Raw genomic sequence first — 24644 nt, 5'->3', positions numbered from 1 at the left:
TTATAGGCGGGCTTCTTTGAGCAACTGCTGGATAACCTTTTCCTGCTGCGCATAATCACCCTCGCCAAAGACGGTATAGCGCAGCTGCCCTTTGGCATCAAAGTAATAATGCGCTGGCCAGTACTGGTTGCCGAACGCATTCCAGATTTGATAGTTGTTATCCGTCACAACCCGATACGGCAACTGCCATTTCGTTACCGCCTTTTGTACCGACGAAAGCGGTTTTTCCCAGGGATATTCCGGCGTGTGAACCCCAATCACGACCAGGCCCTGCGACTGATACTTCGTGGCCCAGTCTCGCACATGCGGGAGCGTGTGCTGGCAGTTAATGCAATCCCACGTCCAGAAATCAATCAGAACAACCTTCCCTCGTAATGCTTCAGACGTGACAGGGTCACCGTTAATCCACCCTGTTCCACCGCTTAACGAAGGCAGCTGGCTGCTGGGCTCAGCGATCGCCACCGGTTGGAGCTTCACCGGCGCGGTTGGGGGTTTTGCCAGATTTAAGAGCGCGGTCTCAAGACGGTCTGCTACGCCGTTAGCCCCTTTCAGCAGCGAGGTCATCCCCGTCGCGTTCAGGACGACTGCCGCTAACATTGCAACTCCTGCCCCCTGACGGAGCTTCGCCATCAGCGCAGACTTTGCCCTTAACGGTGTCATCAGCGAGCGGCTGCCGATAACGAGCAGGCCCAGCATCAGCGCGCATCCGCTGCCATAGGCAGCGAGCAGTGCGCCCGTGGCGATGGCCGAGTGGCCCGCGATATTAATGCTGAAAATAGCGCCCAGGATGGGGCCCGCGCAGGGAGACCAGAGTAGCCCGACCGCAAGCCCGGCCAGAAAAGCCGATGCCATTCCGCGCGTTTGCCCGCTTCGGGTGTTGAGAACATTTCCTGCGCTGACGGCCGGTCCCGCGATACGCTGGGCGAAAGACGGGAAAATTAAGGCCAGCGCGGCGGTGGCCAGAATGACGAGGGCGATCCAGCGCCCAGCAATGGTTGCCGCTGTTATCCACTCGCTGGCGACGGTGACGACCATCGCCACCAGGGTGAACATCACGACCATCCCGGCGAGCAGGGCCAGAATATGTCGTCGTTGCCCCTGGAAACCGGCGAACAGGAGTGGAATAACCGGGAGCGTACATGGGCTTAGCAGGCTTATCATCCCGCCCAGAAAAGCGATTACCAGAAACATAATGACCTCACATTACATGTCCTGCGACACTGCAGTGAGGCTATTTCATCGTCCTGATGTGTTCAGGATATGTGTAAACGCGCGGTTTTTGTCTGGCTCTGTATCATCCGGGCCAGGAGATACAAAGCCGTACAATTAACGACGCGGTAGCGTAATGGAGACGTCCAGTCCGCCACCGGCTCGGTTCGCCAGTTTGAGCTTTCCTTCCAGCTGTGCGGTCAGCTGCGCGGCAATCGCCAGGCCGAGTCCTGTCCCGCCGGTATCGCGGTTACGCGAGGTTTCAACACGATAAAACGGTTGCAGAACCGCCTCCAGCTCGGCTTCGGGTATTCCCGGTCCGTCGTCCACAATGTGAATCACCACCTCTTCGGCAGACGAATCATCAATGGCAATGACGGCACAGTCGCCGAACTTCAGGGCATTATCCAGCAGATTAGTCATTACTCTACGAAGCGCCTGCGGACGCGTGACGATCGGCAAACGGACTTCGTTTGCCTGAAACTGCACGTTTTTACCAATGTCCTGATAATCGCTGGCGATGCTGTTGACCCAGGCGTTCAATTCCAGCTTCAGCGACGTCTCTTCCAGTGATTCTGATGACCGGGCATACGCAATACCCTCCCGCACCAGACGCGACATGTTATCAAGGTCGTTTAAGAGCTTGTCCCGCAGTTCAGGCTGCTCCGTCATTTCTACACGAAGCTTCATGCGGGTAATGGGCGTCTGGAGATCGTGAGAAATAGAGGCCAGGATCTGTGCGCGTTCCCTGAGATAAGACTGAATGCGCGCCTGCATGGCGTTGAAGGCATGCGCTGCCCGCTGCACCTCAACCGGCCCTTTTTCCGTCATTGGCGTGCTGGCTGCCGGATCCAGCGCATCCACCGCGCGGGTAAAGTGTGAAAAAGGCCGAACCACCTGCCGCACGGCGATCCAGGAGCAGGCCGCCAGGAGCAGCAGCTGCAGGATGAGGACAACGGGTAACCAGCTGGCGACGGGTGGCATGCGCGGGATGAGGTCAATGGTCAGCGGCGAGCCGTCTCTTAACGTGAGATGCGCCTGGATATGTGAAATGGCGCCGGGAACGGCGGTGAAGCTGAGAGGATATTGTGCCGCGAGCGTCGCTTTTAAGGTTCGGATAGCATCCTGCGAACGCTTATCCGTCGGCGCTGCGCCGGGTTCCCCTGTGCCCAGAATATAGCGATAGTTACCCCGTTCAAGCCGCGGCAGCCAGGCGGCGCGTTCGCTGGCCGGTAAGCGGTCTAAAATGGCGACGCTGGTTGCGACATCGTTTTCCAGATTACCTAGCATCACCGTGCGCGCGCTGTGCATGCGTTCAGTCATGACCAGCGTCAGGCTCAGGGCGTTAGCCAGAAGCAAACCGGACAGTACGACGATCAGCAAACGGGCCAGCAGAGAGCGTGGCCAGAACGTCATTCGTTAACCTCTTTGATGGTCACCGGCATCGTAAAGACGTAGCCTTCGCTGCGCACGGTTTTGATATAGGCGGGCGTGCGGGCATCTTCATTGAGACGCTGGCGCACCCGGCTTACCAGCAGATCGACAGAACGTTCAAACAGTTCGGCGTCACGCCCCTGCGTCAGATTGAGCAATTGGTCACGGGTCAGCACGCGCTGCGGATGGTCCAGGAAAACGCGCAGCAGACGATACTCCGCCCCGCTGAGTGCCACAATCACCCCTTCCGGGTCGATTAAGTGGCGAGCAACGGTATCGAGCTGCCATTGACCGAACATCACCAGCCGCCCTGCTTCTGTCACCTGTAGATTGGGCGGCATCGTGCGAAAACGCCGTAAAATCGCTTTGATGCGTGCCAGAAGCTCACGGGCGACAAACGGCTTCACCACGTAGTCATCCGCCCCCATCTCCAGACCCAGGATCCTGTCCGTCTCCTCATTGCGCGCCGTCAGCATCAGAATGGGCAGATCTTTATGTTTGCCGCTGCGTAGCTGCCGGCATAGCGTGAGACCGTCATCGCCGGGCATCATGACGTCCAGCACCACCAGGTCGATATGTTGTTTATCCAGTACGCTACGCATCTCTTTGCCGTTGGCCGCGCCCGTCGCGCGATAGCCAGACTTACCGAGATAATCGACAATCAGTTCACGAATATCTCTGTCGTCATCGACGACAAGGATGTGGTCAATATGTTCCACCGAACTCTCCAGACCGAAGGGTAACGTACTGAAAATAGCACATTTCACAGCTTATCCGCGTCGATAACTGCCTTGACGAAATCCTGCGGATCTTCCTGAGGCGGGTTGTGCCCTACGGTTGCGCCGAAGGTGCGGTGCTCATATTTGCCGGTAAATTTAGCCGCATAGGCCTGCGGTGCCGGATGCGGCGCGCCGTTGTTGCCGCCTTCGATGGTGATCGTTGGTACGGTGATATTCGGCAGCGTGGCCAGTTTTTGCTCATAGCGGTCGTATTTGCGCTCGCCTTTTTCCAGCCCTAAACGCCAGCGATAATTACTGAGCGTCACCGCGACGTGGTCCGGGTTATCGAGGGATTTGGCGCTGGCGTTAAAGACCGCATCGCTAAATTTCCAGTCAGGTGAGGCCTGAGACCAGATTAGACGGGCGAAGTCATGCGTGTTTTTGGCATAGCCTTCAGCACCACGCGCGGTAGAGAAATAGAACTGATACCACCACTGCTGCTCCGCTTTTGGCGGCAACGGCTGTTTGCCAATCTGCTGGCTGCTGATGAGATACCCGCTCACTGAAACGAGTGACTTCACGCGCTCGGGCCACAGCGCCGCAACGATATCCGCCGTCCGGGCGCCCCAGTCATATCCTGCAAACACCGCCTGCCGGATATTCAGGGCATCCATCAGGTTGACGATGTCTTTCGCCATCGCCGAAGGCTGGCCGTTGCGCGGCGTTTTTGCTGAAAGGAAGCGCGTGGTGCCGTAACCGCGCAGAGACGGCACAATGACCCGGTACCCTTTTGCCGCCAGTGCGGGTGCAACCTCGGCATAGCTGTGAATATCGTACGGCCAGCCGTGCAGTAAAATAACCGGCTGACCGTCTTTCGGGCCAATGTCGACATAGCCGACATTCAGATCGCCGGCGTTAATTTGCTGGGGATGGTCAAAGGCTGCGGCGACGTTTGTGCCGGTGACTTCGGCCTGACAGGACATCACGGTGCCAAGCGAAACGGTCAGTGCGAGGGTTGAGTAAGCAAGTTTGCTGAACATGTTGGTATCTCCGGTTGAGTACAATTCACGGGGATATAACAACACTGCAATGTATAGCGGATATGTGCGAAAGCGGGTTTATTGCAAGCCTGTGTATGTATCCGGGACGCTGATACAGTGTGATACAAACACAGGCGTTGTCGCCTCAAAGGGAGAGTCGGTAGCGGACGTAATCGTCAGCTTCGCCATATTTGTCATAGAGTTTACGCGCCGGGTTGTTCTCCCGGGTGACCCAGTACAGTTTCGACCACCCTTCGCGCTTGCCTTCCTCAATCAGAGCATCAATAAGCGCCTTACCTGCACCCGCTCCGCGTTCGTCGGCATCAACAAACAGATCTTCCAGGTAGCAGATCGGGGCCGTTGACCAGGTACCTTCATGCAGAATGCACATCGCGAAACCGATGACCTTTTGGTCCTTCTCTACCACCCGGCAGAACATCTGGGAATGCGCTGATAGCGCCCTTTCCCACGTCACTGCGGTGACGGATTCCTCGAGGTAGCAATCATAAAAATGGGTGTAACCATCCCACAGCGGTCGCCATTGGGAATAGTCGTCTGCGCGTAGAGGTCTTACCGTGACAGCCATGTGTTCCTCACATTACAAATTGATCGCCATTTCGAAACAGCGTAAATCGACACCCGCCATACGCGAGTGATGATAGCTTTCGCTCAGCGTAACAAACCCCTGCTTCTGATAAAACGACTGGGCGTTAGGCGTCGCATCGAGCGTCAGGCGGGTTATCCCCCGGCTGCGGGCTTCCTGTTTGAGCGCCTCAATAATCCGGGTTGCCATGCCTTTTCCGGAGGCTGCAGGCAAGGTGAAAATCGCCTCCAGGCAATGGGTATCCAGATCGAGATAGCCGGTTGCCGCAACATCGCCCTTTTCATCTTCAACCACATAAAAAGGGTATTCAATGATCATCTTCCGAAAGCGTTCGGGCATGAGATCTGGCGTCCAGCGCGCAATGACCTCTGCGTCGTAACTGGTTTTACAGCCGTGACGAATCGCCTGATTGCGAATATTCCAGAGTGTTTCTGCTTCCTGTGGGTTGGCTTTTCGTAATGTCATAACTTCCTCCTTTAACGGCTTTTTAGCCGCATTTCCCGTGCCGACCTGGCAAGACGCTGAGTACGACAATAGAGCGTAAACAGCACAAAGCCGCTGCTGTTCATCACCACCCGACAAAGTAATAGCGCGAATGATGCGATGACCAGCGGCCAAAGACCTCCGTCATGCGAAAGCAGGAAATGTAAAACCTGAACGAGGGTCGTTATCAGCAGGATGATGAACAACGCCATAAAGCCCGACAATCCCGACGTCTTACCACGTGCCAGGAGTACGCTTGTCACAATGAGCGCGCCTGTCATCGTCAATGATGGTAAGAAAAAGCTCAATGCATGATGCAAAGGTGACAAACCCTGCAACGTGCTGAGAAAAGGCAGAAGGTTTAACGCAAACGCCACTAAAAAAAGAGGTAACAGTACCGCTACTGGGTAAGGATTTTGACGCGAAAGCTCGCTGAGTGGACGCGAAAAATACCGTTCCAGCTCGGGCGTGGAATGATTCAAGAGACGGATATCACGATGAGCAATAGCCTCCTCTATCTCTTTGCCATGCTGCAGGAGATCCTGGAAAACCCGTCCGGTTAAAAGAGACAAAAAACTCATAAAAATTTCGCCATTAAAGAAATGATGCCCATTTCTGGTAGGGAATGAACCCAGCACGCCTCAACTAAATGTGATAGAGATGAAAATACCAGAACGCCAACAAAAGCATAACGCCTAAAAAGGGAGATCCGCGGATGACCATACCGACGCTCATGACAGAACGCTTACTGCTAAAACCGCTGGTTGCCGAAGATGCGGCTCAGATACAAAAGCTTTATCCGCGCTGGGAGATCGTCCGCTATATGGTCTCTTCCGTGCCCTGGCCCTACCCGGATAACGGCGCGGAAAACTATGTCAATAACGTGGCGCTGCCGGATGTGGCGAAAGGGATTGCCTGGTTCTGGAGCATCCGACGACGTGAGGTGCCGGATGAATTGATGGGCATTATTTGCCTGTACGACGTCGAAGATAACAACCGCGGGTTCTGGCTCGCGCCGGAGTTTCAGGGCCAGGGATACATGCGCGAGGCCAGCATTGCCGCGACGGATTACTGGTTCAATACGCTAAACAAACCTGTATTACGCGCCCCGAAAGCCGCTGCCAACAGCCGCTCCCGGCGTATTTCGGACAGTAGCGGCATGCGGCTTATCAGGACGGAGAAGAAAGCCTACGTTAGCGGGATGCTGGACTCCGAGCTGTGGGAGATCACCCGCGACGAGTGGAACGCCCGTCAGGTGAGCTGATAGTGCTTATCCGGCATCAGCCTTTCCGGAATGTTCTCTTCATCGTTCATCTGCAGCAGATCGCGTTCCATCATGTTGCAGATGGCGTCCAGCGGCAGATCGTTATTCTCAGTGCCGAACGGGTCTTCCAGCTCTTCCGCCAGGGTGTCCAGCGAGATAAAGGTGTATGAGATCAGCGCTGAGACAAAGGGCGTCATGTAGTGCAGATCCACAACCAGCGCGAACGGCAGCATGATGCAGAACAGATACACCGTGCGGTGCAAAATCAGCGTATAGGCAAACGGTACCGGCGTGGTCGCAATGCGCTCGCAGCCGGACAGGACGATGGACATATCGTTCAGACGGTTGTTCAGGCTGTGGAACAGAATGTCTGAGAGTTGCCCGTTACGCCGCCGCACGGCCAGCCACTCCCCCATGATCAGTAAAATACGATTCGCCGGTGAGTTGGCTTTCATCACCTGACGTAAATCATCCGGAGCAAGATAGTGAGAGAGTTGCTCGGCGTTCAGCTCCCGGCGCAGGGTCATGCGCAGGCAGTTAGCAAAAGCAATCTGCAGACGGACAAATTCGCCCAGATGCTTATCGTCAGGCAATGTGTTTTTTACCTCGCGAAACAGCGAGCGCGCCGCTATCATCAACTGCCCCCAGAGCAGGCGAGCCTCAACGTAGCGTGAATAACAGGCGTTGTTTCTGAAACCGAGAAAGATTGCGATCGCCACGCCGAGAATGCTGAATGGCGCCACGGTAAATTTGATGCCCAGTGAGGTATACCACGGCAGCATCAGGATAACGGCAATAGAAAGCAGGAAGTTGAGCAGCAGTCGGGTATAGATCTTAGGCAGTACCGAACCGTGCCAGACAAAAATCAGTTGTAGCCAGTGCTGTTTAGGACGAACGATCATAGTGAGTTTCAGGAAAGAAAAGAGCGAGGCTATTAAACGTGATCCCCGTCACCGTTGCAAGTTTGTTAACTGGACATTGCATTTTCTCCCCTGATTAGCGAAATCCGCACAGTGCTGCATATGTTTTTTTAAAAACAAAGCACATAGTATGTTGTAACTAAAATGAAGTATGTTTAAACCCGGCCGCAGCCGGGTGAACGTTAGCAAAGCGGTTTAACCGCAGCGCGCATTCCCTTCAGCAGAATGGCATCAAGGTCCAGCGTGACCTGGTCGACAAGACCGCTTACCTGCGTCAAGTCCTGTTCCCAGTGTTCGCGTGCGCTGAGCACCGACTGCACCAGCTCACGGGTGCTCAACTGCCGATCGCGGTGCTGCGCCCAGAGCTGCTGATAACGTTCCAGCCAGCATGCATCATCCTGCACCGGATAGCTCTCCCCGTTACGCTCTGCGCGGTAGAACGCGATTAACGAGGCTAAGGCAAACGTCAGACGTGCCGGTAATTGCCCTGTTGCCTTCTGCCCTGCCAGCAGCTGTGGCAGGATGCGGGTGCGGTATTTGGTCATGCCGTTGAGCGCAATGGAAAGCAGCTGGTGTCGGATATAGGGATTGCGAAAACGCCCTGTTACCGCACTGGCGAAAGATTCCAGCTCGTTACGCGGCAAATCGAGGACCGGAATGATCTCCTGATAAATCGCTTTTTCGACGAACGCGCAGATCTCCGCATCATTCATCGCCTCGCCCACCGTATCCAGCCCGGCCTGGAAGGCGACCGGCACCAGCGCCGTATGCGCCCCGTTCAGAATGGCAACCTTGCGTTCTTTGTAGGGCCTGATGTCGTCGACAATCAGCACATTTAACGGGTACTTATCCAGACGGAGTTCCTGAGCAAGGGATGCCGGCCCCTGGATAACGAACAGATAAAAATGTTCAGCCGTGTCAAGGAACCCATCGTGATACCCCAGCTCAGCTTCAAGCGCAGCCGCTTCGTCGCGCGGGTAACCCGTCACGATACGGTCAACCAGCGTCGAGCAGAAGCTGTTGGCGTCGTTTAGCCACCGGATAAAGGCCGCAGGCAGCGACCACTCCTGGGCATAGCGCAGGACGAGTTCACGCAGTGCATCACCGTTGTAGTCAATCAGTTCGCACGGAATGATGATCCAGCCTTTATCCGGTGCACCGTTGAAATGGTTAAAGCGCTCAAACAGCAGTCGCGTCAGCTTCGCCGGGTAGCTCACCGCAGGGGCATCGTCGAATCTGTCACCCGCGTGGTAGCTAATACCCGCTTCGGTGGTGTTCGAGAAAACAAAACGCATATCCGGGTTGTGTGCCAGTTTGAGAAAGGCGTCATAGTCGTCGTAGACGCTGATTTCACGGTTAACCGAGCGGATAAGACGGCTCTCACTCACCGCTTCACCCTGCTCGTTCAGGCCGCGAATGATAGTGGTATACAAACCATCCTGAGTGCTCAGCGACGGCGGGAAGTCGCTTTGAATAGGACGGACGATAACCACTCCGGCATTAAGATCGGTATGTTCATTTAACAGGTCAATTTGCCAGTCGACGAACGCACGCAGGAAATTGCCTTCACCAAACTGAATGATGCGTTCTGGGTATTGAGCACCGGGAAAATCACGACGGTTGAGCGTGTTCACAAGAGGGTTCCTTTTATGATTAGTCATACAGCCTGATAAGATTGGTACGATAACTTATCAAAACTTAACGACCGGAACCCCTGTTTTGATCAATACGTCGCGTAGTTGTACAAAATAATCATAAGAACTTATAGAACACGGACGTGGCCGTCATGGCGCCGTCCGGCATAAGGGCATAGCGCGGGATCTCCCCCACCTTTTGCCATCCGGCGCGCTGGTAGAACGTCTCGGCGCCGCTGCCGGTGGAGGTATCAAGTACCAGAACCGAAATGTTCCTGGCCCGAGCCTCAGCTTCAAGCGCTTCCATCAATGCCATCGCGGCACCTTTCCGGCGCGCTTTCTCGTGAACCAGCAGCTTCGCCACATCGGCGCGATGCGGCTGGTTTTCAGGCTGGTCTGTGATTAACTGCACCGTTCCGATGACGCCGTCCTGCGGGTCGACACAGGCCAGCACGAGGCGCTCATTGCGCCCTACGCTTTCAGCAATGCCGCGCCAGAAAGAGCGGGCCTTCTCCAGGCTAAAGGGAAGCATAAAGCTGACGGATGCCCCGCCGTTCACACAATTTTCGAGGATCCCGGCTAGCGCATCAAGGTGGGTGAGAATTTCGTCTCGGGTGAGGTTTTTGATTTGCAGTGAGGTATTCATTGTTTTTCCTTACGTTGAATACCATCACTGTGCATTTAACATCTTCTTAACGCAAACGGATCGGACATAGGCTTTTGTTATGTCACCGGGCGCGCTGGCGCTGCTGCTTCATGGCATACATCTTTTCATCGGCATCTTTTAACCACTGCTGCAGGTCGTTGCCGTTATGATCAAATTCACTTAGCCCCCATGAAAAGTGAAGCGACCAGGGGTGTAACCTGCGGGCGTTATAGTTTTCTACCTGCTCGACAAGATACTGCATGGCAATCCAGGCGCCCTGCTCATCCGTATCCGCGAACAGCACGGCGAACTCGTCCCCGCCAAAACGAACCAGCAGATCCGCTTCGCGGAAAGAGGCACGCATCAGTTGCGCCATGGCATTCAGCGCCTTATCCCCCTCTTCATGCCCGAAGCGATCGTTAATTTCCTTAAAGCGATCCAAATCCAGCCAGCCGAGCGTCAGCGGCTCTGCCCGGCGCCGGGCAACGGAAAGCGTGAAGCGCACGAGTTGATTAAAGCCCCGACGGTTGAATAGCCCGGTTAATTCATCCGTGGTCGCCGCGCTGATGGCAGCAAATTCATCTTCCGCCAGCGCGCCAAGATCTCCCAGGACGGCGAGGTCGGCGGCAGAAAACTCCCGGGGAGCGTAATCAATCAGGCACAGCGAGCCAACGCTTGCGCCGTCACGCAGGCGCAGCGGGAAGCCCGCGTAAAACCGCACGCGAGGTTCACCGGCCACCAGCGGGTTATCCGCAAAACGATCGTCCTGAAGCATATCCCCTACCACCAGCGGCGCTTCGGTGAGGATCGTATGCCCACAAAATGAGATGTTACGCGGAACGGAGCCAGGTGCCTGACCATCAGCGGACTTAACGATTAGCGAATGCTCATCAATGAGATTGACCATCGCCAGCGGCACCTGGAAGAAGCGTTTTGCCAGACGCGTTAACCGGTCAAACGCCGGGGAACTGTCGATCTCAAGCAGACCGGATTCTCGTAGCGAGTTGAGTCTGTCTGTTTCATTTTCAGGGGTTGCAGGTGCTTTCATAATGTCTCCTGACGTAAAGCGTTACTAAAAGCGTAGCTTAAACAGAGGCATTGTCAGCGTTCTGACAGCCTGTTAAGTCGCTTACTATTCACGTCAATGCCTTATGACGATTAACGCAGCTATGTTTCACTCCCGGTGGGCGCGGCAATTTGCTCGTCCGCCACCCGGGCGCTGGTACGGTTTCGACCCGCTTTTTTTGAACGATAGAGATGATCGTCCGCTTCGGCCATGAGCTTGTTGAAGACTTCGGTCAACTGCCATGACTCAGCCTTTCCACTGCCGAGGCCAATACTGACCGTCAGAAAGAGCGTCTGGTGACGCCATGTAAAAGGATGGCTGGCAACGGTGGAACGGATACGCTCAGCCAGTTCAAAACCGTGCTGCGCGTCGCCTGAATGAACCACCACAGCGAACTCTTCCCCGCCCATGCGCGCCACCATACCGTCTTCGCCGACGACCTGCTGAACCTGTCGGGCAAACGACGCCAGCACGCGATCTCCACACTCGTGGCCGTAGTTATCATTAATGCTTTTGAAATAATCAATATCCAGCAGCATGACGGTCAAAAAACGGGTATGCCGGTACGTCTCTTCATGCTTTAACGCCTCATAAAGCCCGGAACGCGAGTAGACGTGTGTTAAAAAGTCATAATCCGCCCTCAGTGAAACCTGGCGGATCAGGGAATTAATCGCCGCCATGCTGACGGAGACCATCACCGGGCAGATCGCCATCGTGGCGATACCCAGCCGGGCTGAAAACATCATTGGCGTCGTAAACGGCGTCGCCACGGCAATGTTAATAATCGAGTTGGCGACCAAAATGATTTCAGTGGCACCCGTGATAAACGTCAGCAGACAGGTCGCAGGCAATGAGTAACGAACCGCACACCAGATAAGCGCTGGCAGAGGAAACGAGAGGCTCCCCGCTCCGCCAATCACCACCGACGCGACCACCGAGACGATCAGCGCCATCACCGGCAGCAGCTGCTCCAGACGTAACCTGAGATCACGCCCGGGCATACGTAACGTGAGCATACAGGGCACAACAAGCACGCCGGTTGAGAACTGCTCGCTAAACCAGTCGGCAAACAGCGGCCAGAAGGTGTGACTGTCAATCCCGACCGACCCCGCAGCGCCGAGCAAGGCACAAAGCAGCGCGGCAATCAGACAGTAGTTAAACAGGCGTAGCGCGTTAAGCGGATCGGGGGTTTTCTTCATCAGTCGCTTGTCGCGCTGAACCAGCACGGCGACGACGACAATAAAGATCATGTTAGACATATTGATCACCACTGAGGCTATACCCCAGTTGGTCGTCACCGCGTCGTACAACAGCATCGCGACATAGCATACCGCATAGTAATGCAGGCGATTCAGGTAGACATAGCGGGCGAAGATCCCTGCCATGACGCCATTCAGCGGCCAGAACAGCGACAGGGCCTCAACGAGCCGTAATTCCGCGCCCACAAAATAGAACAAGGTGGTGAGGATGAAGATCGTCGATGCATTTCGCAGCGGCGTGTCAGGCTGGAACGGCCTGAAAGCGGTAAGAGCAGAACGCATTAAATATCATTCCATATGAAAGCTTATGGCAATTATTGCGGTCGTCAGCATGATCGGGACTAACTTAGGATGCATCTATAACACAAATACCACTGGAGCATAACTCGTCAAATTTAGGCGTTCATCTGCAGCACCAGCCAGTGGTGGATAACGCTGATGATATAATTTTTTTGCGGCGCGGTGAGCGTTACACCCTGTGGAATGTTATGCCATTTTGCCAGGCAGCCCCGACAACAGGTGGCGGTGGCATGCTGGGCGATAAACACCGGGTGACCGCGCATAGGCGTCTGTTTACCGTCATTTGCGGGTTGTGCAGGCGCAAGGCGCTTTTCGACAAAATCCGCGGCATGCTGGTCAATGGTTTCGGGGCCTTTGTCCCAGCAGTACTGTCGTTCTTTATCGCCTAACCGAAAGCGCGAGCGAAATGTCGATCGCGCCAGACGGGAAAAGAGAGGATCCAGATCGGACATCAGTATACGGAACGTCCCAGACGCTGAGTCAGTTTCTCCAGAACCGCTACGCCGGCAAGCGAATTTCCCGTTTCATCCAGCTCCGGGCTCCAGACGGCTATCGCCATTTCATGCGGCACAATCGCCACGACCCCGCCGCCAACGCCCGATTTAGCCGGAAGCCCAACGCGCCAGGCAAACTCGCCGGCGTTTTGATACATCCCGCTGGTGGCCATCAGCGCGTTAACCTGACGAGCCTGAAGCGGCGAAACGACTTCCTGATCGAGATGCGGCGCGTGCCCCTGGTGCGCAAGGAACAGGAACGTCTGAGCCAGCTCAACGCAGCTCATTTTCAGGGCGCAGTAATGGAAGTAGTTTTGCAGGACGGTCGCCACGTCGTTGTGGAAATTACCGAAGGATTTCATCAGCCAGGCGATAGCCGCGTTACGGGCAGAGTGTTCAAACTCCGAGCGTGCCACAACCGTATCATAGGTAATGTCGTCAACGCCCGAGAGCTGACGCACAATCTCAAGCATTCGCTGACGTGGTGCGCTCAGGCGGCTTTGCAGCATATCGCAGACCACCAGCGCCCCGGCGTTGATAAAGGGATTTCGCGGTTTACCCTGTTCTATCTCAAGCTGAAGCAGCGAGTTAAAAGGCTGGCCGGACGGATCTTTGCCCACCCGCTGCCAGATCTCGTCTTCTTCATACTGGCGCATCGCCGCAACCAGACTGAGCACTTTCGAAATGGACTGGATGGAAAAACGTTCTGTTGCATCCCCTGCCTGGTATCGCTGTCCGTCGATAGTACAGATAGCAATGCCCAGCTTATTCCCGCTGACCGAGGCAAGGGCCGGAATATAGTCGGCAACCTTCCCCTTTCCAATTAACGGACGAACCTGCGCCAGAATCTCGTCCAACATCTCATTATGGATGACCGCAGCCACACTTTGCTCCTTGCCCTCAGGCTAAAACGGGCTGCGAGTATAACAGAGGCTTATGTATTGCGTCAGGCGCTAAGACGAAAACGCGAAACGGCCTGCAATAAAAGATCGGATTGCTTTTGCAGTCGCTCAGAGGCATCCGAGGCGTCAGAGACCAGCAGGTCCGTCTGACGGGAGACCTGGTTCAGTGCCTGAAGCTGACGCGTCATCTGGTGAATACTCTCCCCCTGGCTGAGGGTGGCGGTGGAGATCTCATTCAGCAAACTGCTTAAATTGCCCACCAGACCGGTGACCTGCTGCAGATTCTCTTCCATCAGGGTGACGGCACGGGAACCGTCTTCAATGCCCTGAACCGAGCGGTTGATCAGCTCCTGAATGGTCTGCGTCGAGTGGCTGCTCTTTCTGGCCAGCAATCCAACCTCCCGGGCGACGACGGCAAACCCGCGCCCCTGGTTTCCGGCATGGGCCGCCTCGATGGCCGCATTCAGCGCCAGGATATTGGTCTGAAACGCCACGCTGTCGATCATCGCCACGATCCCGCGCATCTCGGACGATCGGTCGACGATCGCCTGCATGGACGCGTTTACGGTCGACATCATCTGGTCTCCCCCCGCGGCGGCCTGACGCGCTTCATCCGCCCGCGAGCTGGCGAGTCTGGCATAGCCGGTATTCCCTTCCACATGGTTTTCCAGCGCCGCGATATGCGCCGTCACATCCTCAAGCTCTTTCGCCTGGCGTGCCGACTGCTGATACAACTTCTGGTTACCCTGCGCCAGGGAGCCAATGTTCTCCACCATGGTCGCCGTGGCATGGCTGACCTGCGTCACCAGCTGCTGCAGACCGTGCTGCATCGTGGCAATACTGTCGCTAAGCTGCCCTATCTCCCGGTTGAAGCGCATGACGTCCGGCGGCGTGCCGGAGAGATCCCCTGCCGCCAGCCGGTTAATATGCGCAATCAACCGACGCAGCGGCGTAATCACCCATCTGGACATGCCGAACCAGACGACAGCGGCGATGGCGACTAACAGCACCGGCGCAAACAGGAATAACGTTTGCAGACCGGAGAGCTGCGCCATGAGGCTCTGGCGCCCCTGCATGGCCTGCTTCTCGCTTGCCTGCTGATAGCGCGCATAGTTATCGTTAAAATCCGTCTGAAACGCCTGCGCCGGGACGGCAAAAAAAGCGTCGATGGTGTTGGTCTTGAGAAGACCTTCAGCCTGCTCGTTAATCGCACCGTAGAAAAGCTGATAGCTGTTCACCAGCGCGTCATCTTTCGGCGGATTCAGCGCCAGCCAGGCCTTCCACGCCTGCTGAGAAACCGTCAGCGCCTTTTGCGCATCGTCCATCAGGCTATGCCAGCTTCCGTCGGAGCCGGTCTCTTTATCCTGCATAAACCAGACGCCGGACCGGTTAAGCAGATCGCTTGCCGCCAGCAGGGAAACACGGGCCAGATCCAGCTTGCTCTGCTGCTGCCAGGCCAGCAGGTTTTGCTGCTCGTTACGCTGGGCGTTGTTCAGGGAGGCGTTAAGCAGGAGTGACGAGGAGAGCTGCACCGCGGAGAAAAGGCCAATGATGCAAAAGATGCCCGTCAACAGGCCAAAGTGACGAGGGGTGAGACGCTGCGCAATACGGCAAAAAATTTGCGTTAGGTTCATAATTAGCTTCATTTACAAGGCGTTAGACGCGTGCGAGTCTACGAAATGAAAATGACAGAACCATGGCAGAATAATGACAACGGCCCTCACGACGAGGGCCGAAATTAAGGATTACACGCGATCCTTCCACACCGTCTGCACGTTACAGAACTCGTGCAAGCCAAAGTGGGAAAGCTCGCGGCCGAAACCGCTTTTCTTCACGCCACCAAAAGCCACGCGCGCATCGCTGGCGCTAAAGCCGTTGATAAACACGCCGCCGCACTCCAGCTCGCGGGAGAATTTATCCGCAAGCGCTGCGTCAGCGGTAAAGACGGTGGCGGACAGGCCAAAGTCGCTGTCGTTGGCAAGCATCAGGGCATGCTCCGCGTCTTTCGCGACGGTAATGGCCGCGACCGGACCAAACAGCTCCTGGCGGAACGCCGTCATCGACGGGGTGACATTCGCCAGCACGGTTGGCGCATAGTAATTTCCCTCGCCGCTGATTTTCTCACCCCCCAGCAGCAGCGTTGCCCCTTCTGCCAGCGTCGCTTGCACCTGCTGATGCAGTTCATCGCGCAGATCGAAACGCGCCATCGGGCCCAGGTAGTTTTCTTCCTGCTCCGGAGCGCCCAGCTTCAGGGCAGCAACCGCATCGACAAAGCGTTGGGTAAAGGTGTCCGCAATACCCTCTTCCACAATGAAGCGTTTTGCCGCCGCGCACACCTGCCCGGTATTCTGGTAGCGACCCGCTACCGCCGCCTTCACGGCGAGATCCAGGTCGGCATCGTTGAGAACGATGAACGGGTCTGAGCCGCCCAGTTCAAGAACGCATTTTTTCAGCGCGGCTCCTGCCTGAGCACCAATGGCGGCCCCGGCACGCACGCTGCCGGTGACGGTCACCGCCGCAACACGACGATCGTTAATCGCCTGGCTGACGCCGTCATTGGTGGCGTTCACCCAGCCGAAGACACCTTCAGGGAAACCCGCATCCGCAAAGATCTGCCCTATAAGATCCGCAGAGCCGAGCACGTTGGGCGCATGTTTGAGCAGATAGCTGTTACCGGCCAGCAGAATCGGCACCGCGCCGCGCAGCACCTGCCAGAGCGGGAAGTTCCATGGCATCACCGCGAGAATCGGCCCCAGCGGACGGTATTCAATGACCGCGTTGTGGTTTTCCACCAGCGTCGGCTCCGCACGCAGCATTGCCGGGCCGTGCTCGGCATACCAGTCGCACAGACCGGCGGACTTTGCCACTTCCGCTCGCGCCTGCAGGATGGGCTTGCCCATTTCACGGGAGATAATCTGCGCCATCTCTTCCGCGCGGTTTCGCAGCGCGGCGCCGAGATCCCGCAGCTTCTGCGCCCGGTGGGACACGCTTTCGCGTCGCCACTGGCGATAGCCCGCGTCGGACTGAGAAATCGCGCGTTCAACCTCTTGCGGCGTCGCCCAGGGATACGCAGCGAGGGTTTCACCCGTGGCCGGGTTAACAGAAAGGGCATGTGTAGCAGATGAATATTTCATGATGTTCTCCACGCATTTCGGTTGATTCATTGTGGCTCACTCTGCTATTTCTTAAAAATGAATAATACTAACCACCTTATTCACGAAACGAGAATGCCATGGACTTAACCCAGCTTGAAATGTTTAACGCCGTCGCGCTGACGGGCAGCATCACCCAGGCGGCGCAGAAGGTGCATCGCGTGCCGTCTAACCTGACGACCCGCATCCGCCAGCTGGAGGCCGATCTGGGCGTTGAGCTGTTTATTCGTGAGAACCAGCGTTTGCGCTTATCCCCGGCTGGCCATAACTTCCTGCGCTATAGCAGGCAGATCCTCGCCCTGGTGGATGAAGCGCGCATGGTTGTCGCGGGGGATGAGCCGCAGGGGTTATTTGCCCTCGGCGCGCTGGAAAGCACCGCCGCCGTGCGCATTCCTGAAACGCTGGCGCAGTTTAACCAGCGCTATCCGCGTATTCAGTTTGCCCTTTCTACCGGGCCTTCCGGGACGATGATTGATGGCGTACTGGAGGGAACCCTAAGCGCCGCCTTCGTCGACGGTCCGCTTTCGCACCCGGAGCTGGAAGGCATGCCGGTCTACCGGGAAGAGATGATGCTGGTCACGCCTGCCGGGCATGCGGAGGTGACGCGCGCCGCGCAGGTCAGCGGCAGCGACGTCTATGCCTTTCGCGCCAACTGCTCGTATCGCCGACACCTGGAGAGCTGGTTTCACGCTGACCGCGCCACGCCCGGCCGCATTCATGAGATGGAGTCCTATCACGGCATGCTCGCCTGCGTCATTGCGGGCGCGGGCATCGCACTGATGCCGCGCTCGATGCTGGAGAGTATGCCGGGACATCATCAGGTTGAAGCCTGGCCGCTGGCGGAAAACTGGCGCTGGCTCACCACCTGGCTGGTGTGGCGACGCGGGGCGATGACCCGCCAGCTGGAAGCTTTTATAGCGCTGCTAAACGAACGTCTTCAACCAGCGCCTTCTCCATAAACAGGCTGAGCGGGTCGTCAACGTACGGGGCAAACGCCGGACGCAAATCGTATCCGCACTGTTCATAAAGACGCACCGCGGCATGCTGTTTGATGCCCGTCTCCAGCCTTACGGTATGACAATGACGGCTCAGGGCCTCATCTTCCAGGGCGGCCAGCAGCGTCTCTCCCAGATGCTGCCCGCGATGAGCCGGATCGATATAGACCCGCTTCATCTCCCCCGTTCCGTCACCGTTGAGCACGATAGCGCCACAGCCCACGGCGTGCAGCTGCTGGTCGCGAATGATCATCAGGATCAGCGAGGCTTCCGGCAGCGCAGCCAGATCGAGCAGATGATTACTTTCGGCGGGATAGAGTTCGCTCTGATAGCGGTCAAGCGCCGCGATCAGAGCGAGAATGTCCGGATGACGTGCAGATTCAGAGGTAATGGAATACATGGCAGGCTCCTTGCTTTTTTTATGAGGCTAAATTTCAACATAGCGCAGGCCTGCCAGGGTGCTACATAGTATTAACTTATCGCTCCGCCCTGTTAGCGCAAAAAGACGCGCCCTTTCAGATACAGGGTAGCCTGGCCGCCGATCAGCACGCGGTCGCCCTTCAGCTCGCAGCGCAGATCCCCTCCACGGTGCGACACCTGGCGGGCATTGAGCGACGTTTTGCCCAGCTTTTCACTCCAGTACGGGATCAGCATGCTGTGGGCAGATCCGGTAACCGGATCTTCCGGCACCCCTTCGCCCGGGCAGAAGAAGCGGCTGACGAAGTCATATTCTTCGCCCGGCGCCGTCACGCAGACCATCTTATCCAGCGGAAGCATGGCCCCAATATCCGGCGTTAACGCCTCCACCTGCTGCTGGCTCTCCAGCACCACCATGTAATCCCGACCCACGCGCACCTCTTTTGCCGCCGTGATGCCCAGGGCGCTAAACAGCACCTCGGGAGGATTATCCACAACCTCCGTCGACCACGCGGGGAAGTTCAGCGTCAGCCAGTCGCCGCTGCGTTTAACCGTCAGCTCGCCCACGAAGCGGGTGGTGAAGGTGATTTCGGTATGCGGGTAATCAAGGTATTCGAAAATGACGTGCGATGCGGCAAGCGTAGCGTGTCCGCAGAGGTTAATTTCATCCAGCGTGGTAAACCAGCGCAGCTCAAACCCACCGTCGGTGCGCACGAAAAAGGCGGTCTCAGACTGGTTATGCTGCTGCGCCATTTTGAGCAGCGTCTCGTCCGGCAGCCACTCTTCCAGAGGACATACCGCTGCGGCGTTGCCACCAAAGGTTTTGTCGCTGAAGGCATCCACCAGATAAAAATCAATTTCCTGCATTGTCTCTTCCTCTCTTGTTATGGCTATTTAGCGCAGAAAAACTGTGCCTTTCAGATAAAGTGTGGCCTGTCCGCTCATCAGCACCCGCGAGCCTTTCAGCTCACAGCGCACATCGCCACCACGCGCTGAAACCTGACGGGCAAACATCGTCGTTTTGCCCAGCTTTTCGCTCCAGTACGGGATCAGCATCGTGTGCGCGGAGCCGGTGACCGGGTCCTCCGGGACGGAAACGCCCGGTGAGAAAAAGCGGCTGACAAAATCGTATTCCCCCTCACCGCGCGCCGTCACGCTCACCTTATGCTCGCCCGGCGTCATCGCCGAAAAGCGTGGCGCAAGCGCTTCAACCTGCTGGCGATTATCCAGAACGATCAGCCAGGCGCGTCCTTTACGGGCTTCAACGTAGCGTCTGATACCCAGCGCCGAAAGCATCTCAGGCGGGGGCGTCTCTTCATGGGTTGGACATGCCGGGAAGTCCAGCGTCATCCACTCCCCCTCCCGGCTGACCGTCAGGCGGCCAGAGGCGGTTTCAAAGTGGATCCGCGAATCCGGGTAATCCAGCTCGGTAAACAGCACGTGCGCGGCCGCCAGCGTAGCGTGGCCGCAGAGATTGACTTCGGTGAGGGTGGTAAACCAGCGGAGCTCAATGCCCCCTTTACTGCAGACGAAAAAAGCCGTTTCCGACTGATTATGCTGCTGCGCCATTTTCAGTAAGGTCTCATCGGGCAACCACACTTTCAGCGGGCAAACGGCTGCCGGGTTGCCGCCGAACGAGGTATCGCTGAACGCATCGACCAGATAAAAATCAATCTCCTGCATTGTCTTACCGCCTGTTTTTATTATGTTGTTCTTTTATATTCAATGAAAACAGCGTTCCCGGCTACCGCTTTTATAAGGTAAATATTGAGATCTGCATCACATAATGGTTGAGTTTTCGCCGTTTGACGTTTTAAGATCGTCTCCTCTTCTTTACAGCAACGAATCTCCGACATCCCTATGACAACGAACACAGTTTCCCGCAGGGTTGCGTGGCTACGCGTGGTCACGCTGGCCATTGCCGCGTTTATTTTTAATACCACAGAATTTGTTCCGGTTGGGCTGTTGTCTGACATCGCTGAAAGTTTCCAGATGGAAACGGCTCAGGTGGGCATTATGTTGACCATCTACGCCTGGGTAGTGGCGCTGATGTCCCTGCCGTTTATGCTGCTGACCAGCCAGATGGAGCGGCGCAGGCTGCTGATCGGTCTGTTTGTCTTGTTCATTGCGAGCCACGTGCTGTCATTTATGGCGTGGAATTTTACGGTGCTGGTCATGAGCCGCATCGGCATCGCCTTTGCCCATGCGGTGTTCTGGTCTATCACCGCGTCGCTGGCTATTCGCCTGGCGCCGGCAGGGAAACGCGCGCAGGCGCTGAGCCTGATTGCTACCGGTACCGCACTGGCGATGGTGCTGGGTCTGCCAATTGGCCGCATCGTGGGGCAATACTTCGGCTGGCGTACGACCTTCTTCGCCATCGGTATGGGTGCGCTGGTTACGCTGGTATGTCTGATTAAACTGCTGCCCGCGCTGCCGAGCGAACATTCCGGCTCGCTGAAAAGCCTGCCGCTGCTGATGCGTCGCCCGGCGCTGCTGAGTATCTACCTGCTGACCGTCATTGTGGTGACGGCCCATTACACGGCGTATAGCTACATTGAACCGTTTGTGCAGATGGTAGCGGACTTTAGCGCCAATTTTGCCACCGTCTTACTGTTGATCCTCGGTGGCGCGGGCATTATTGGCAGCGTGCTGTTTGGCAAGCTGGGTAACCGGCACGCCTCCTTACTGGTGAGCAGCGCCATCGGCCTGCTGCTGGCCTGCCTGCTGCTGCTGATGCCCGCCGCGGGCAGTGAAAGCTATCTGGCGATCCTGAGCCTGTTCTGGGGCGTGGCGATCATGATTATTGGTCTGGGCATGCAGGTGAAAGTTCTGGCCCTGGCGCCGGATGCAACGGACGTTGCCATGTCGCTGTTCTCCGGGATTTTCAATCTGGGGATTGGCGCGGGCGCGCTGGTGGGAAATCAGGTCATACTGCACGTGTCGATGTCGGCGATTGGCTATCTGGGGGCTATTCCGGCCCTGGTGGCGCTTGTCTGGTCGGTGCTCATCTTCCGTAAATGGCCGGTGGCGCTGGAGGAACAGGGGCAGCACGGGTGAGCCTTCTTGCCGGGTGGCGGCTTCGCCTTACCCGGCAATCACATCAATGATAGACATCAATGATAGGTCTTAATAATTTCCAGCACGCCGTTAATAATAAACTGCACGCCCATACAGACCAGTAAGAAGCCCATCAGGCGGGAAATCGCTTCGATACCGCCCTTGCCTACCCAGCGCATAATGGCGCCAGAGCTGCGCAGCGACACCCACACGATAAGACCGATAATCGCAAAAATCAGCGGTGGCGCAACCGTCAGTACCCAGTCCGGGAAGGTTGCGCTGTCACGCACCGTCGACGCGGAGCTGATGATCATCGCGATGGTACCCGGCCCCGCCGTGCTCGGCATGGCGATCGGCACAAAGGCGATATTGGCACTCGGTTCGGTTTCCAGCTCTTCCGATTTGCTGGCCGCTTCCGGCGACTCATGCGCTTTTTGCGCCGGGAACAGCATGCGGAAACCAATAAAGGCCACAATCAGCCCCCCGGCGATACGCAGGCCCGGGATGGAAATCCCGAAGGTATTCATCACCACCTGTCCGGCGTAATAAGCCACCATCATGATGGCAAACACATACACCGAGGCCATCATCGACTGATGGTTGCGCTCGGCGCTATTCATATTCCCTGCCAGCCCGAGGAACAGCGCCACCGTCGTTAACGGGTTAGCCAACGGCAGCAAGACCACCAGCCCAAGGCTGATTGCTTTAATTAAATCCAACATAGTGCGTTGTTGTCCTTATCCATATTTAACACAGCAATTATAGGGTGAAAGTGTGACATTCAGCCATGGGTGCAACGTAACGATTATTTCCCTTCTGAAAAGATAACTGTCAGTTATCTATCTGATTTGAAAGACCTCAAAATAAGTTCATGAAACGTTTTAGCAATTCGTGGCATCGGCTGACTCATTCAGTTGACTTATACTTGCCTGAGCAATAATATCTGCCGTGACTAATTACTTGCCAGGGCAACCATTGTGAAAAGCACCAGTGATATCTTTAACGACGTTGTTCCGCTGGGTCGTCTTATTCATATGGTCAATCAGAAAAAAGATCGCCTGCTCAATGACTACCTGTCACCGCTGGATATCACCGCAACACAGTTCAAAGTGCTGTGTTCCATTCGCTGCGAGGTGTGTATCACGCCGGTTGAGCTGAAAAAGGTGCTCTCTGTCGATCTGGGCGCGTTAACCCGCATGCTCGATCGTCTCGTCTGCAAAGGATGGATAGAACGAAGCCCTAACCCGAATGACAAACGCGGCGTACTGGTGAAGCTAACCAGCGATGGCGCGGACATGTGCGAGCAATGTCATCAATTAGTAGGACAAACACTGCATCAGGAACTAACAAAAAACTTAACGGCAGATGAAGTGGCAACCCTTGAGCTTTTGCTGAAGAAAATCCTGCCGTAAACAGAAAAAAGAGGTATGACGATGTCCAGACGCAATACTGACGCTATTACCATTCATAGCATTTTGGACTGGATCGAAGATAACCTGGAATCGCCGCTCTCCCTTGAAAAAGTGTCAGAGCGTTCGGGTTACTCCAAATGGCACCTGCAACGGATGTTCAAAAAAGAGACCGGTCATTCATTAGGTCAATATATTCGCAGCCGCAAGCTGACGGAAATTGCCCAGAAACTGAAAGAAAGCAATGAGCCGATCCTTTATCTGGCGGAGCGTTACGGATTTGAATCGCAGCAAACCCTGACGCGTACGTTCAAGAACTATTTTGACGTGCCGCCTCATAAGTACCGAATCACCAGCGTGCCGGGCGAATCCCGATACCTGTATCCGTTAAAACACTGTAGTTAATCATCGCCTGTAACAGACGTAACCGAGGAAATCATGAAAGTTATCGCCTCCGCCGCCCTCGCCTTGCTGGTGCTGTTCTCCAGCCAGACCTTCGCGGAGCAAACCCCTCGTGCAACGCAGCAAAATAATCCTGATACGATGATTTTGCCGTCAGCACATGACCAGTCGCCTTATGATTTCAACCACATGGGTGCTGGTAGCGACAAATCCGACGAATTAGGCGTGCCTTATTATAATCAGCACGGCTTCTGATTCGTTTTTGCCCCGCAGATGCGGGGCTTTTTTTATGCCTTTTCGCTTACCCGCGTCGTCCGACGAACCCGCAGACCAAACACGTTAATGTACAGCCCGGCCATGATCAGCACGGCGCCCAACAGCTGCAGCGCGCTCAGCGTTTCATCCAGCAATATCGCCGCACTGGCAAGTCCTACCACCGGCACCAACAGAGATAACGGCGCGACGCGCCAGGTCTCATACCGCCCCAGCAGCGATCCCCAGATCCCGTAGCCCACAATGGTGGCGACAAAGGCCAGATAGACGAGAGACAGGATCGTGGTCATATCGATGTCGACCAGACTGTTCAGCATCACCGCCGGACCGTCCAGAATACTCGACGCCAGCAGAAACGGGATCACCGGGATCAGTGCGCTCCACACCACCAGCGACATCACCGCCGGGCGCGCCTCGTGCTGCATAATCAGCTTGTTGAAGATATTCCCGCAGGCCCAGCTCAGCCCTGCCGCCAGCGTCAACACAAACCCGAGCAGCGCCACATGCTGACCATTCAGGCTGGCCTCGATCAGCACCAGCACGCCGAACACCGCCAGGGTGATCCCCGCCAACTGTTTGCCCTGCAGACGCTCGCCAAACACGAACGCCCCGAGAATAATGGTAAAGAACGCCTGCGCCTGTAACACCAGCGAGGCAAGACCCGCCGGCATACCGAACTTGATGGCGCAGAAGAGAAACGCGAACTGGCCAAAGCTAATGGTCAGACCGTAGCCCAGCAGCAGTTTCAATGGGATCTTCGGGCGGGCGACAAAGAAGATGGCCGGAAAAGCGACCAACATAAAGCGTAAACCGGCCAGCATCAGCGGCGGCATGTTGTGCAGCCCCAGCTTAATGACCACAAAGTTGAGCCCCCATACTACGACCACCAGCAACGCCAGCAGCCCGTCTTTCCGCGTCATACCCAGCCCCTGAATTATTAATAATTTGTTAACACTTCAAGGTAA

At 56.1% G+C, this 24644-nt stretch carries 27 protein-coding genes; 6 read left to right on the top strand and 21 right to left on the bottom strand.

From position 1 onward, the window contains the following. The 7 genes from AC0TOY_RS15730 to AC0TOY_RS15700 form a co-directional block, all read right to left on the bottom strand. Positions 1–1191, bottom strand: a complete 1191-nt coding sequence (locus AC0TOY_RS15730; RefSeq protein ID WP_473722104.1) for a cytochrome c biogenesis protein/redoxin — start codon at positions 1189–1191, stop codon at positions 1–3. A 135-nt stretch (positions 1192–1326) separates the two neighbouring features. Further along, positions 1327–2625, bottom strand: coding sequence for an ATP-binding protein (locus AC0TOY_RS15725; RefSeq protein WP_473722103.1), 1299 nt, complete (start codon positions 2623–2625; stop codon positions 1327–1329). After that, a complete protein-coding gene (locus AC0TOY_RS15720) occupies positions 2622–3362 on the bottom strand; it encodes a response regulator (RefSeq protein WP_148769187.1) in 741 nt (246 codons plus the stop codon). The genes AC0TOY_RS15725 and AC0TOY_RS15720 overlap by 4 nt, the downstream gene beginning before the upstream one ends. A gap of 44 nt (positions 3363–3406) precedes the next feature. Then, entirely contained in the window at positions 3407–4402 is a 996-nt protein-coding gene (locus tag AC0TOY_RS15715) for an alpha/beta fold hydrolase (protein ID WP_032647228.1), read from the bottom strand. A gap of 145 nt (positions 4403–4547) precedes the next feature. Next, positions 4548–4988: a GNAT family N-acetyltransferase gene (locus AC0TOY_RS15710; RefSeq protein ID WP_473722102.1), complete on the bottom strand. Its 441-nt coding sequence runs from the start codon at positions 4986–4988 to the stop codon at positions 4548–4550. A 12-nt stretch (positions 4989–5000) separates the two neighbouring features. Then, complete coding sequence (locus tag AC0TOY_RS15705) at positions 5001–5471, bottom strand: GNAT family N-acetyltransferase (protein WP_473722100.1); 471 nt, start codon at positions 5469–5471, stop codon at positions 5001–5003. A gap of 11 nt (positions 5472–5482) precedes the next feature. Beyond that, positions 5483–6070: a hypothetical protein gene (locus tag AC0TOY_RS15700; RefSeq protein WP_148769175.1), complete on the bottom strand. Its 588-nt coding sequence runs from the start codon at positions 6068–6070 to the stop codon at positions 5483–5485. 134 nt (positions 6071–6204) lie between these two features. Between AC0TOY_RS15700 and AC0TOY_RS15695 the strand changes: the two genes are divergently transcribed. After that, entirely contained in the window at positions 6205–6753 is a 549-nt protein-coding gene (locus AC0TOY_RS15695; protein ID WP_048991639.1) for a GNAT family N-acetyltransferase, read from the top strand. On the opposite strand, the gene AC0TOY_RS15690 is transcribed toward AC0TOY_RS15695, so the two are convergent. From AC0TOY_RS15690 to sad, 9 genes are all read right to left on the bottom strand, one after another. Further along, the gene (locus tag AC0TOY_RS15690; RefSeq protein WP_032647218.1) at positions 6741–7655 is read right to left on the bottom strand and encodes a bestrophin family protein; all 915 of its coding nucleotides are present in this window, start codon (positions 7653–7655) and stop codon (positions 6741–6743) included. The two genes, AC0TOY_RS15695 and AC0TOY_RS15690, sit on opposite strands and share 13 nt — an antisense overlap. 200 nt (positions 7656–7855) lie before the next feature. Next, the gene (locus AC0TOY_RS15685) at positions 7856–9307 is read right to left on the bottom strand and encodes a tagaturonate reductase (protein ID WP_473722098.1); all 1452 of its coding nucleotides are present in this window, start codon (positions 9305–9307) and stop codon (positions 7856–7858) included. A gap of 118 nt (positions 9308–9425) precedes the next feature. Further along, positions 9426–9953, bottom strand: coding sequence for a GNAT family N-acetyltransferase (locus AC0TOY_RS15680; protein WP_024908468.1), 528 nt, complete (start codon positions 9951–9953; stop codon positions 9426–9428). 82 nt (positions 9954–10035) lie between these two features. After that, positions 10036–11001 (bottom strand): sensor domain-containing diguanylate cyclase, encoded by a 966-nt coding sequence (locus AC0TOY_RS15675; RefSeq protein WP_061715145.1) that lies wholly within the window; start codon positions 10999–11001, stop codon positions 10036–10038. A 119-nt stretch (positions 11002–11120) separates the two neighbouring features. Further along, positions 11121–12560, bottom strand: a complete 1440-nt coding sequence (locus tag AC0TOY_RS15670; protein ID WP_473722096.1) for a sensor domain-containing diguanylate cyclase — start codon at positions 12558–12560, stop codon at positions 11121–11123. Positions 12561–12673: 113 nt separating this feature from the next. After that, positions 12674–13030 carry a DUF4186 domain-containing protein gene (locus AC0TOY_RS15665; protein WP_473722095.1) on the bottom strand — a complete coding sequence of 119 codons (357 nt, stop codon included), beginning with the start codon at positions 13028–13030 and terminating at the stop codon, positions 12674–12676. Next, on the bottom strand, positions 13030–13956 hold the full coding sequence (gene glsB / locus AC0TOY_RS15660; RefSeq protein ID WP_024908464.1) for a glutaminase B: 927 nt from the start codon (positions 13954–13956) through the stop codon (positions 13030–13032). Before glsB ends, AC0TOY_RS15665 begins: the two co-directional genes overlap by 1 nt. A 62-nt stretch (positions 13957–14018) precedes the next feature. Next, entirely contained in the window at positions 14019–15608 is a 1590-nt protein-coding gene (locus tag AC0TOY_RS15655) for a methyl-accepting chemotaxis protein (protein WP_473722094.1), read from the bottom strand. 111 nt (positions 15609–15719) lie between these two features. Next, on the bottom strand, positions 15720–17108 hold the full coding sequence (sad, locus tag AC0TOY_RS15650) for a succinate-semialdehyde dehydrogenase (RefSeq protein ID WP_473722093.1): 1389 nt from the start codon (positions 17106–17108) through the stop codon (positions 15720–15722). A 98-nt stretch (positions 17109–17206) separates the two neighbouring features. Here sad and ptrR point away from each other — a divergent pair, with 98 nt between their 5' ends. Beyond that, positions 17207–18085: a putrescine utilization regulator PtrR gene (gene ptrR, locus AC0TOY_RS15645; RefSeq protein ID WP_213327521.1), complete on the top strand. Its 879-nt coding sequence runs from the start codon at positions 17207–17209 to the stop codon at positions 18083–18085. Here ptrR and AC0TOY_RS15640 read toward each other — a convergent pair. The 3 genes from AC0TOY_RS15640 to AC0TOY_RS15630 all read right to left on the bottom strand — a co-directional run bounded on the left by AC0TOY_RS15640 (position 18039) and on the right by AC0TOY_RS15630 (position 20221). Continuing rightward, the gene (locus AC0TOY_RS15640) at positions 18039–18521 is read right to left on the bottom strand and encodes a GNAT family N-acetyltransferase (RefSeq protein ID WP_032647199.1); all 483 of its coding nucleotides are present in this window, start codon (positions 18519–18521) and stop codon (positions 18039–18041) included. The genes ptrR and AC0TOY_RS15640 overlap by 47 nt on opposite strands. A gap of 92 nt (positions 18522–18613) precedes the next feature. Further along, positions 18614–19405, bottom strand: coding sequence for a PhzF family phenazine biosynthesis protein (locus AC0TOY_RS15635; RefSeq protein WP_157189176.1), 792 nt, complete (start codon positions 19403–19405; stop codon positions 18614–18616). Between the two features lie 27 nt (positions 19406–19432). Continuing rightward, the gene (locus AC0TOY_RS15630; RefSeq protein ID WP_473722092.1) at positions 19433–20221 is read right to left on the bottom strand and encodes a PhzF family phenazine biosynthesis protein; all 789 of its coding nucleotides are present in this window, start codon (positions 20219–20221) and stop codon (positions 19433–19435) included. 177 nt (positions 20222–20398) lie between these two features. Between AC0TOY_RS15630 and AC0TOY_RS15625 the strand changes: the two genes are divergently transcribed. Further along, entirely contained in the window at positions 20399–21595 is a 1197-nt protein-coding gene (locus AC0TOY_RS15625; RefSeq protein WP_473722091.1) for a sugar transporter, read from the top strand. Between the two features lie 56 nt (positions 21596–21651). Here AC0TOY_RS15625 and AC0TOY_RS15620 read toward each other — a convergent pair whose 3' ends face one another. Further along, positions 21652–22317, bottom strand: a complete 666-nt coding sequence (locus AC0TOY_RS15620; protein ID WP_024908448.1) for a MarC family NAAT transporter — start codon at positions 22315–22317, stop codon at positions 21652–21654. A 255-nt stretch (positions 22318–22572) separates the two neighbouring features. Here AC0TOY_RS15620 and marR point away from each other — a divergent pair, with 255 nt between their 5' ends. The 3 genes from marR to marB are packed head-to-tail and all read left to right on the top strand — an operon-like array spanning position 22573 to position 23661. After that, the gene (gene marR / locus AC0TOY_RS15615; protein ID WP_032647191.1) at positions 22573–23007 is read left to right on the top strand and encodes a multiple antibiotic resistance transcriptional regulator MarR; all 435 of its coding nucleotides are present in this window, start codon (positions 22573–22575) and stop codon (positions 23005–23007) included. Positions 23008–23028: 21 nt separating this feature from the next. Beyond that, entirely contained in the window at positions 23029–23409 is a 381-nt protein-coding gene (gene marA, locus AC0TOY_RS15610) for an MDR efflux pump AcrAB transcriptional activator MarA (RefSeq protein WP_008502237.1), read from the top strand. 33 nt (positions 23410–23442) lie between these two features. Next, positions 23443–23661 (top strand): multiple antibiotic resistance protein MarB, encoded by a 219-nt coding sequence (marB, locus tag AC0TOY_RS15605; protein WP_008502238.1) that lies wholly within the window; start codon positions 23443–23445, stop codon positions 23659–23661. Positions 23662–23693: 32 nt separating this feature from the next. Here the strand turns inward: marB and eamA are convergent, their stop codons facing one another. Then, on the bottom strand, positions 23694–24599 hold the full coding sequence (gene eamA / locus AC0TOY_RS15600) for an O-acetylserine/cysteine exporter (RefSeq protein WP_463726690.1): 906 nt from the start codon (positions 24597–24599) through the stop codon (positions 23694–23696). Positions 24600–24644: the final 45 nt, after the last annotated feature.

The organism is Enterobacter sp. PL_is379, assembly GCF_055817355.1.
The sequence above is the reverse complement of the archived record's forward strand: the minus strand, read 5'-3'. Positions and strand labels throughout refer to the sequence as shown.

Bases quoted from the DNA above. Each gene is read 5' to 3' on its own strand.
- AC0TOY_RS15625 (WP_473722091.1), top strand. From the start codon at position 20,399: ATGACAACGAACACAGTTTCCCGCAGGGTTGCGTGGCTACGCGTGGTC.
- AC0TOY_RS15630 (WP_473722092.1), bottom strand. From the start codon at position 20,221: ATGCAGGAGATTGATTTTTATCTGGTCGATGCGTTCAGCGATACCTCG.
- AC0TOY_RS15730 (WP_473722104.1), bottom strand. From the start codon at position 1,191: ATGTTTCTGGTAATCGCTTTTCTGGGCGGGATGATAAGCCTGCTAAGC.
- ptrR (WP_213327521.1), top strand. From the start codon at position 17,207: ATGGACTTAACCCAGCTTGAAATGTTTAACGCCGTCGCGCTGACGGGC.
- AC0TOY_RS15620 (WP_024908448.1), bottom strand. From the start codon at position 22,317: ATGTTGGATTTAATTAAAGCAATCAGCCTTGGGCTGGTGGTCTTGCTG.
- marB (WP_008502238.1), top strand. From the start codon at position 23,443: ATGAAAGTTATCGCCTCCGCCGCCCTCGCCTTGCTGGTGCTGTTCTCC.
- AC0TOY_RS15700 (WP_148769175.1), bottom strand. From the start codon at position 6,070: ATGAGTTTTTTGTCTCTTTTAACCGGACGGGTTTTCCAGGATCTCCTG.
- AC0TOY_RS15635 (WP_157189176.1), bottom strand. From the start codon at position 19,405: ATGCAGGAAATTGATTTTTATCTGGTGGATGCCTTCAGCGACAAAACC.
- eamA (WP_463726690.1), bottom strand. From the start codon at position 24,599: ATGACGCGGAAAGACGGGCTGCTGGCGTTGCTGGTGGTCGTAGTATGG.
- AC0TOY_RS15725 (WP_473722103.1), bottom strand. From the start codon at position 2,625: ATGACGTTCTGGCCACGCTCTCTGCTGGCCCGTTTGCTGATCGTCGTA.
- AC0TOY_RS15640 (WP_032647199.1), bottom strand. From the start codon at position 18,521: ATGTATTCCATTACCTCTGAATCTGCACGTCATCCGGACATTCTCGCT.
- AC0TOY_RS15665 (WP_473722095.1), bottom strand. From the start codon at position 13,030: ATGTCCGATCTGGATCCTCTCTTTTCCCGTCTGGCGCGATCGACATTT.
- AC0TOY_RS15690 (WP_032647218.1), bottom strand. From the start codon at position 7,655: ATGATCGTTCGTCCTAAACAGCACTGGCTACAACTGATTTTTGTCTGG.
- AC0TOY_RS15715 (WP_032647228.1), bottom strand. From the start codon at position 4,402: ATGTTCAGCAAACTTGCTTACTCAACCCTCGCACTGACCGTTTCGCTT.
- AC0TOY_RS15710 (WP_473722102.1), bottom strand. From the start codon at position 4,988: ATGGCTGTCACGGTAAGACCTCTACGCGCAGACGACTATTCCCAATGG.
- AC0TOY_RS15670 (WP_473722096.1), bottom strand. From the start codon at position 12,560: ATGCGTTCTGCTCTTACCGCTTTCAGGCCGTTCCAGCCTGACACGCCG.
- AC0TOY_RS15655 (WP_473722094.1), bottom strand. From the start codon at position 15,608: ATGAACCTAACGCAAATTTTTTGCCGTATTGCGCAGCGTCTCACCCCT.
- marA (WP_008502237.1), top strand. From the start codon at position 23,029: ATGTCCAGACGCAATACTGACGCTATTACCATTCATAGCATTTTGGAC.
- AC0TOY_RS15680 (WP_024908468.1), bottom strand. From the start codon at position 9,953: ATGAATACCTCACTGCAAATCAAAAACCTCACCCGAGACGAAATTCTC.
- AC0TOY_RS15705 (WP_473722100.1), bottom strand. From the start codon at position 5,471: ATGACATTACGAAAAGCCAACCCACAGGAAGCAGAAACACTCTGGAAT.
- AC0TOY_RS15675 (WP_061715145.1), bottom strand. From the start codon at position 11,001: ATGAAAGCACCTGCAACCCCTGAAAATGAAACAGACAGACTCAACTCG.
- sad (WP_473722093.1), bottom strand. From the start codon at position 17,108: ATGAAATATTCATCTGCTACACATGCCCTTTCTGTTAACCCGGCCACG.
- AC0TOY_RS15695 (WP_048991639.1), top strand. From the start codon at position 6,205: ATGACCATACCGACGCTCATGACAGAACGCTTACTGCTAAAACCGCTG.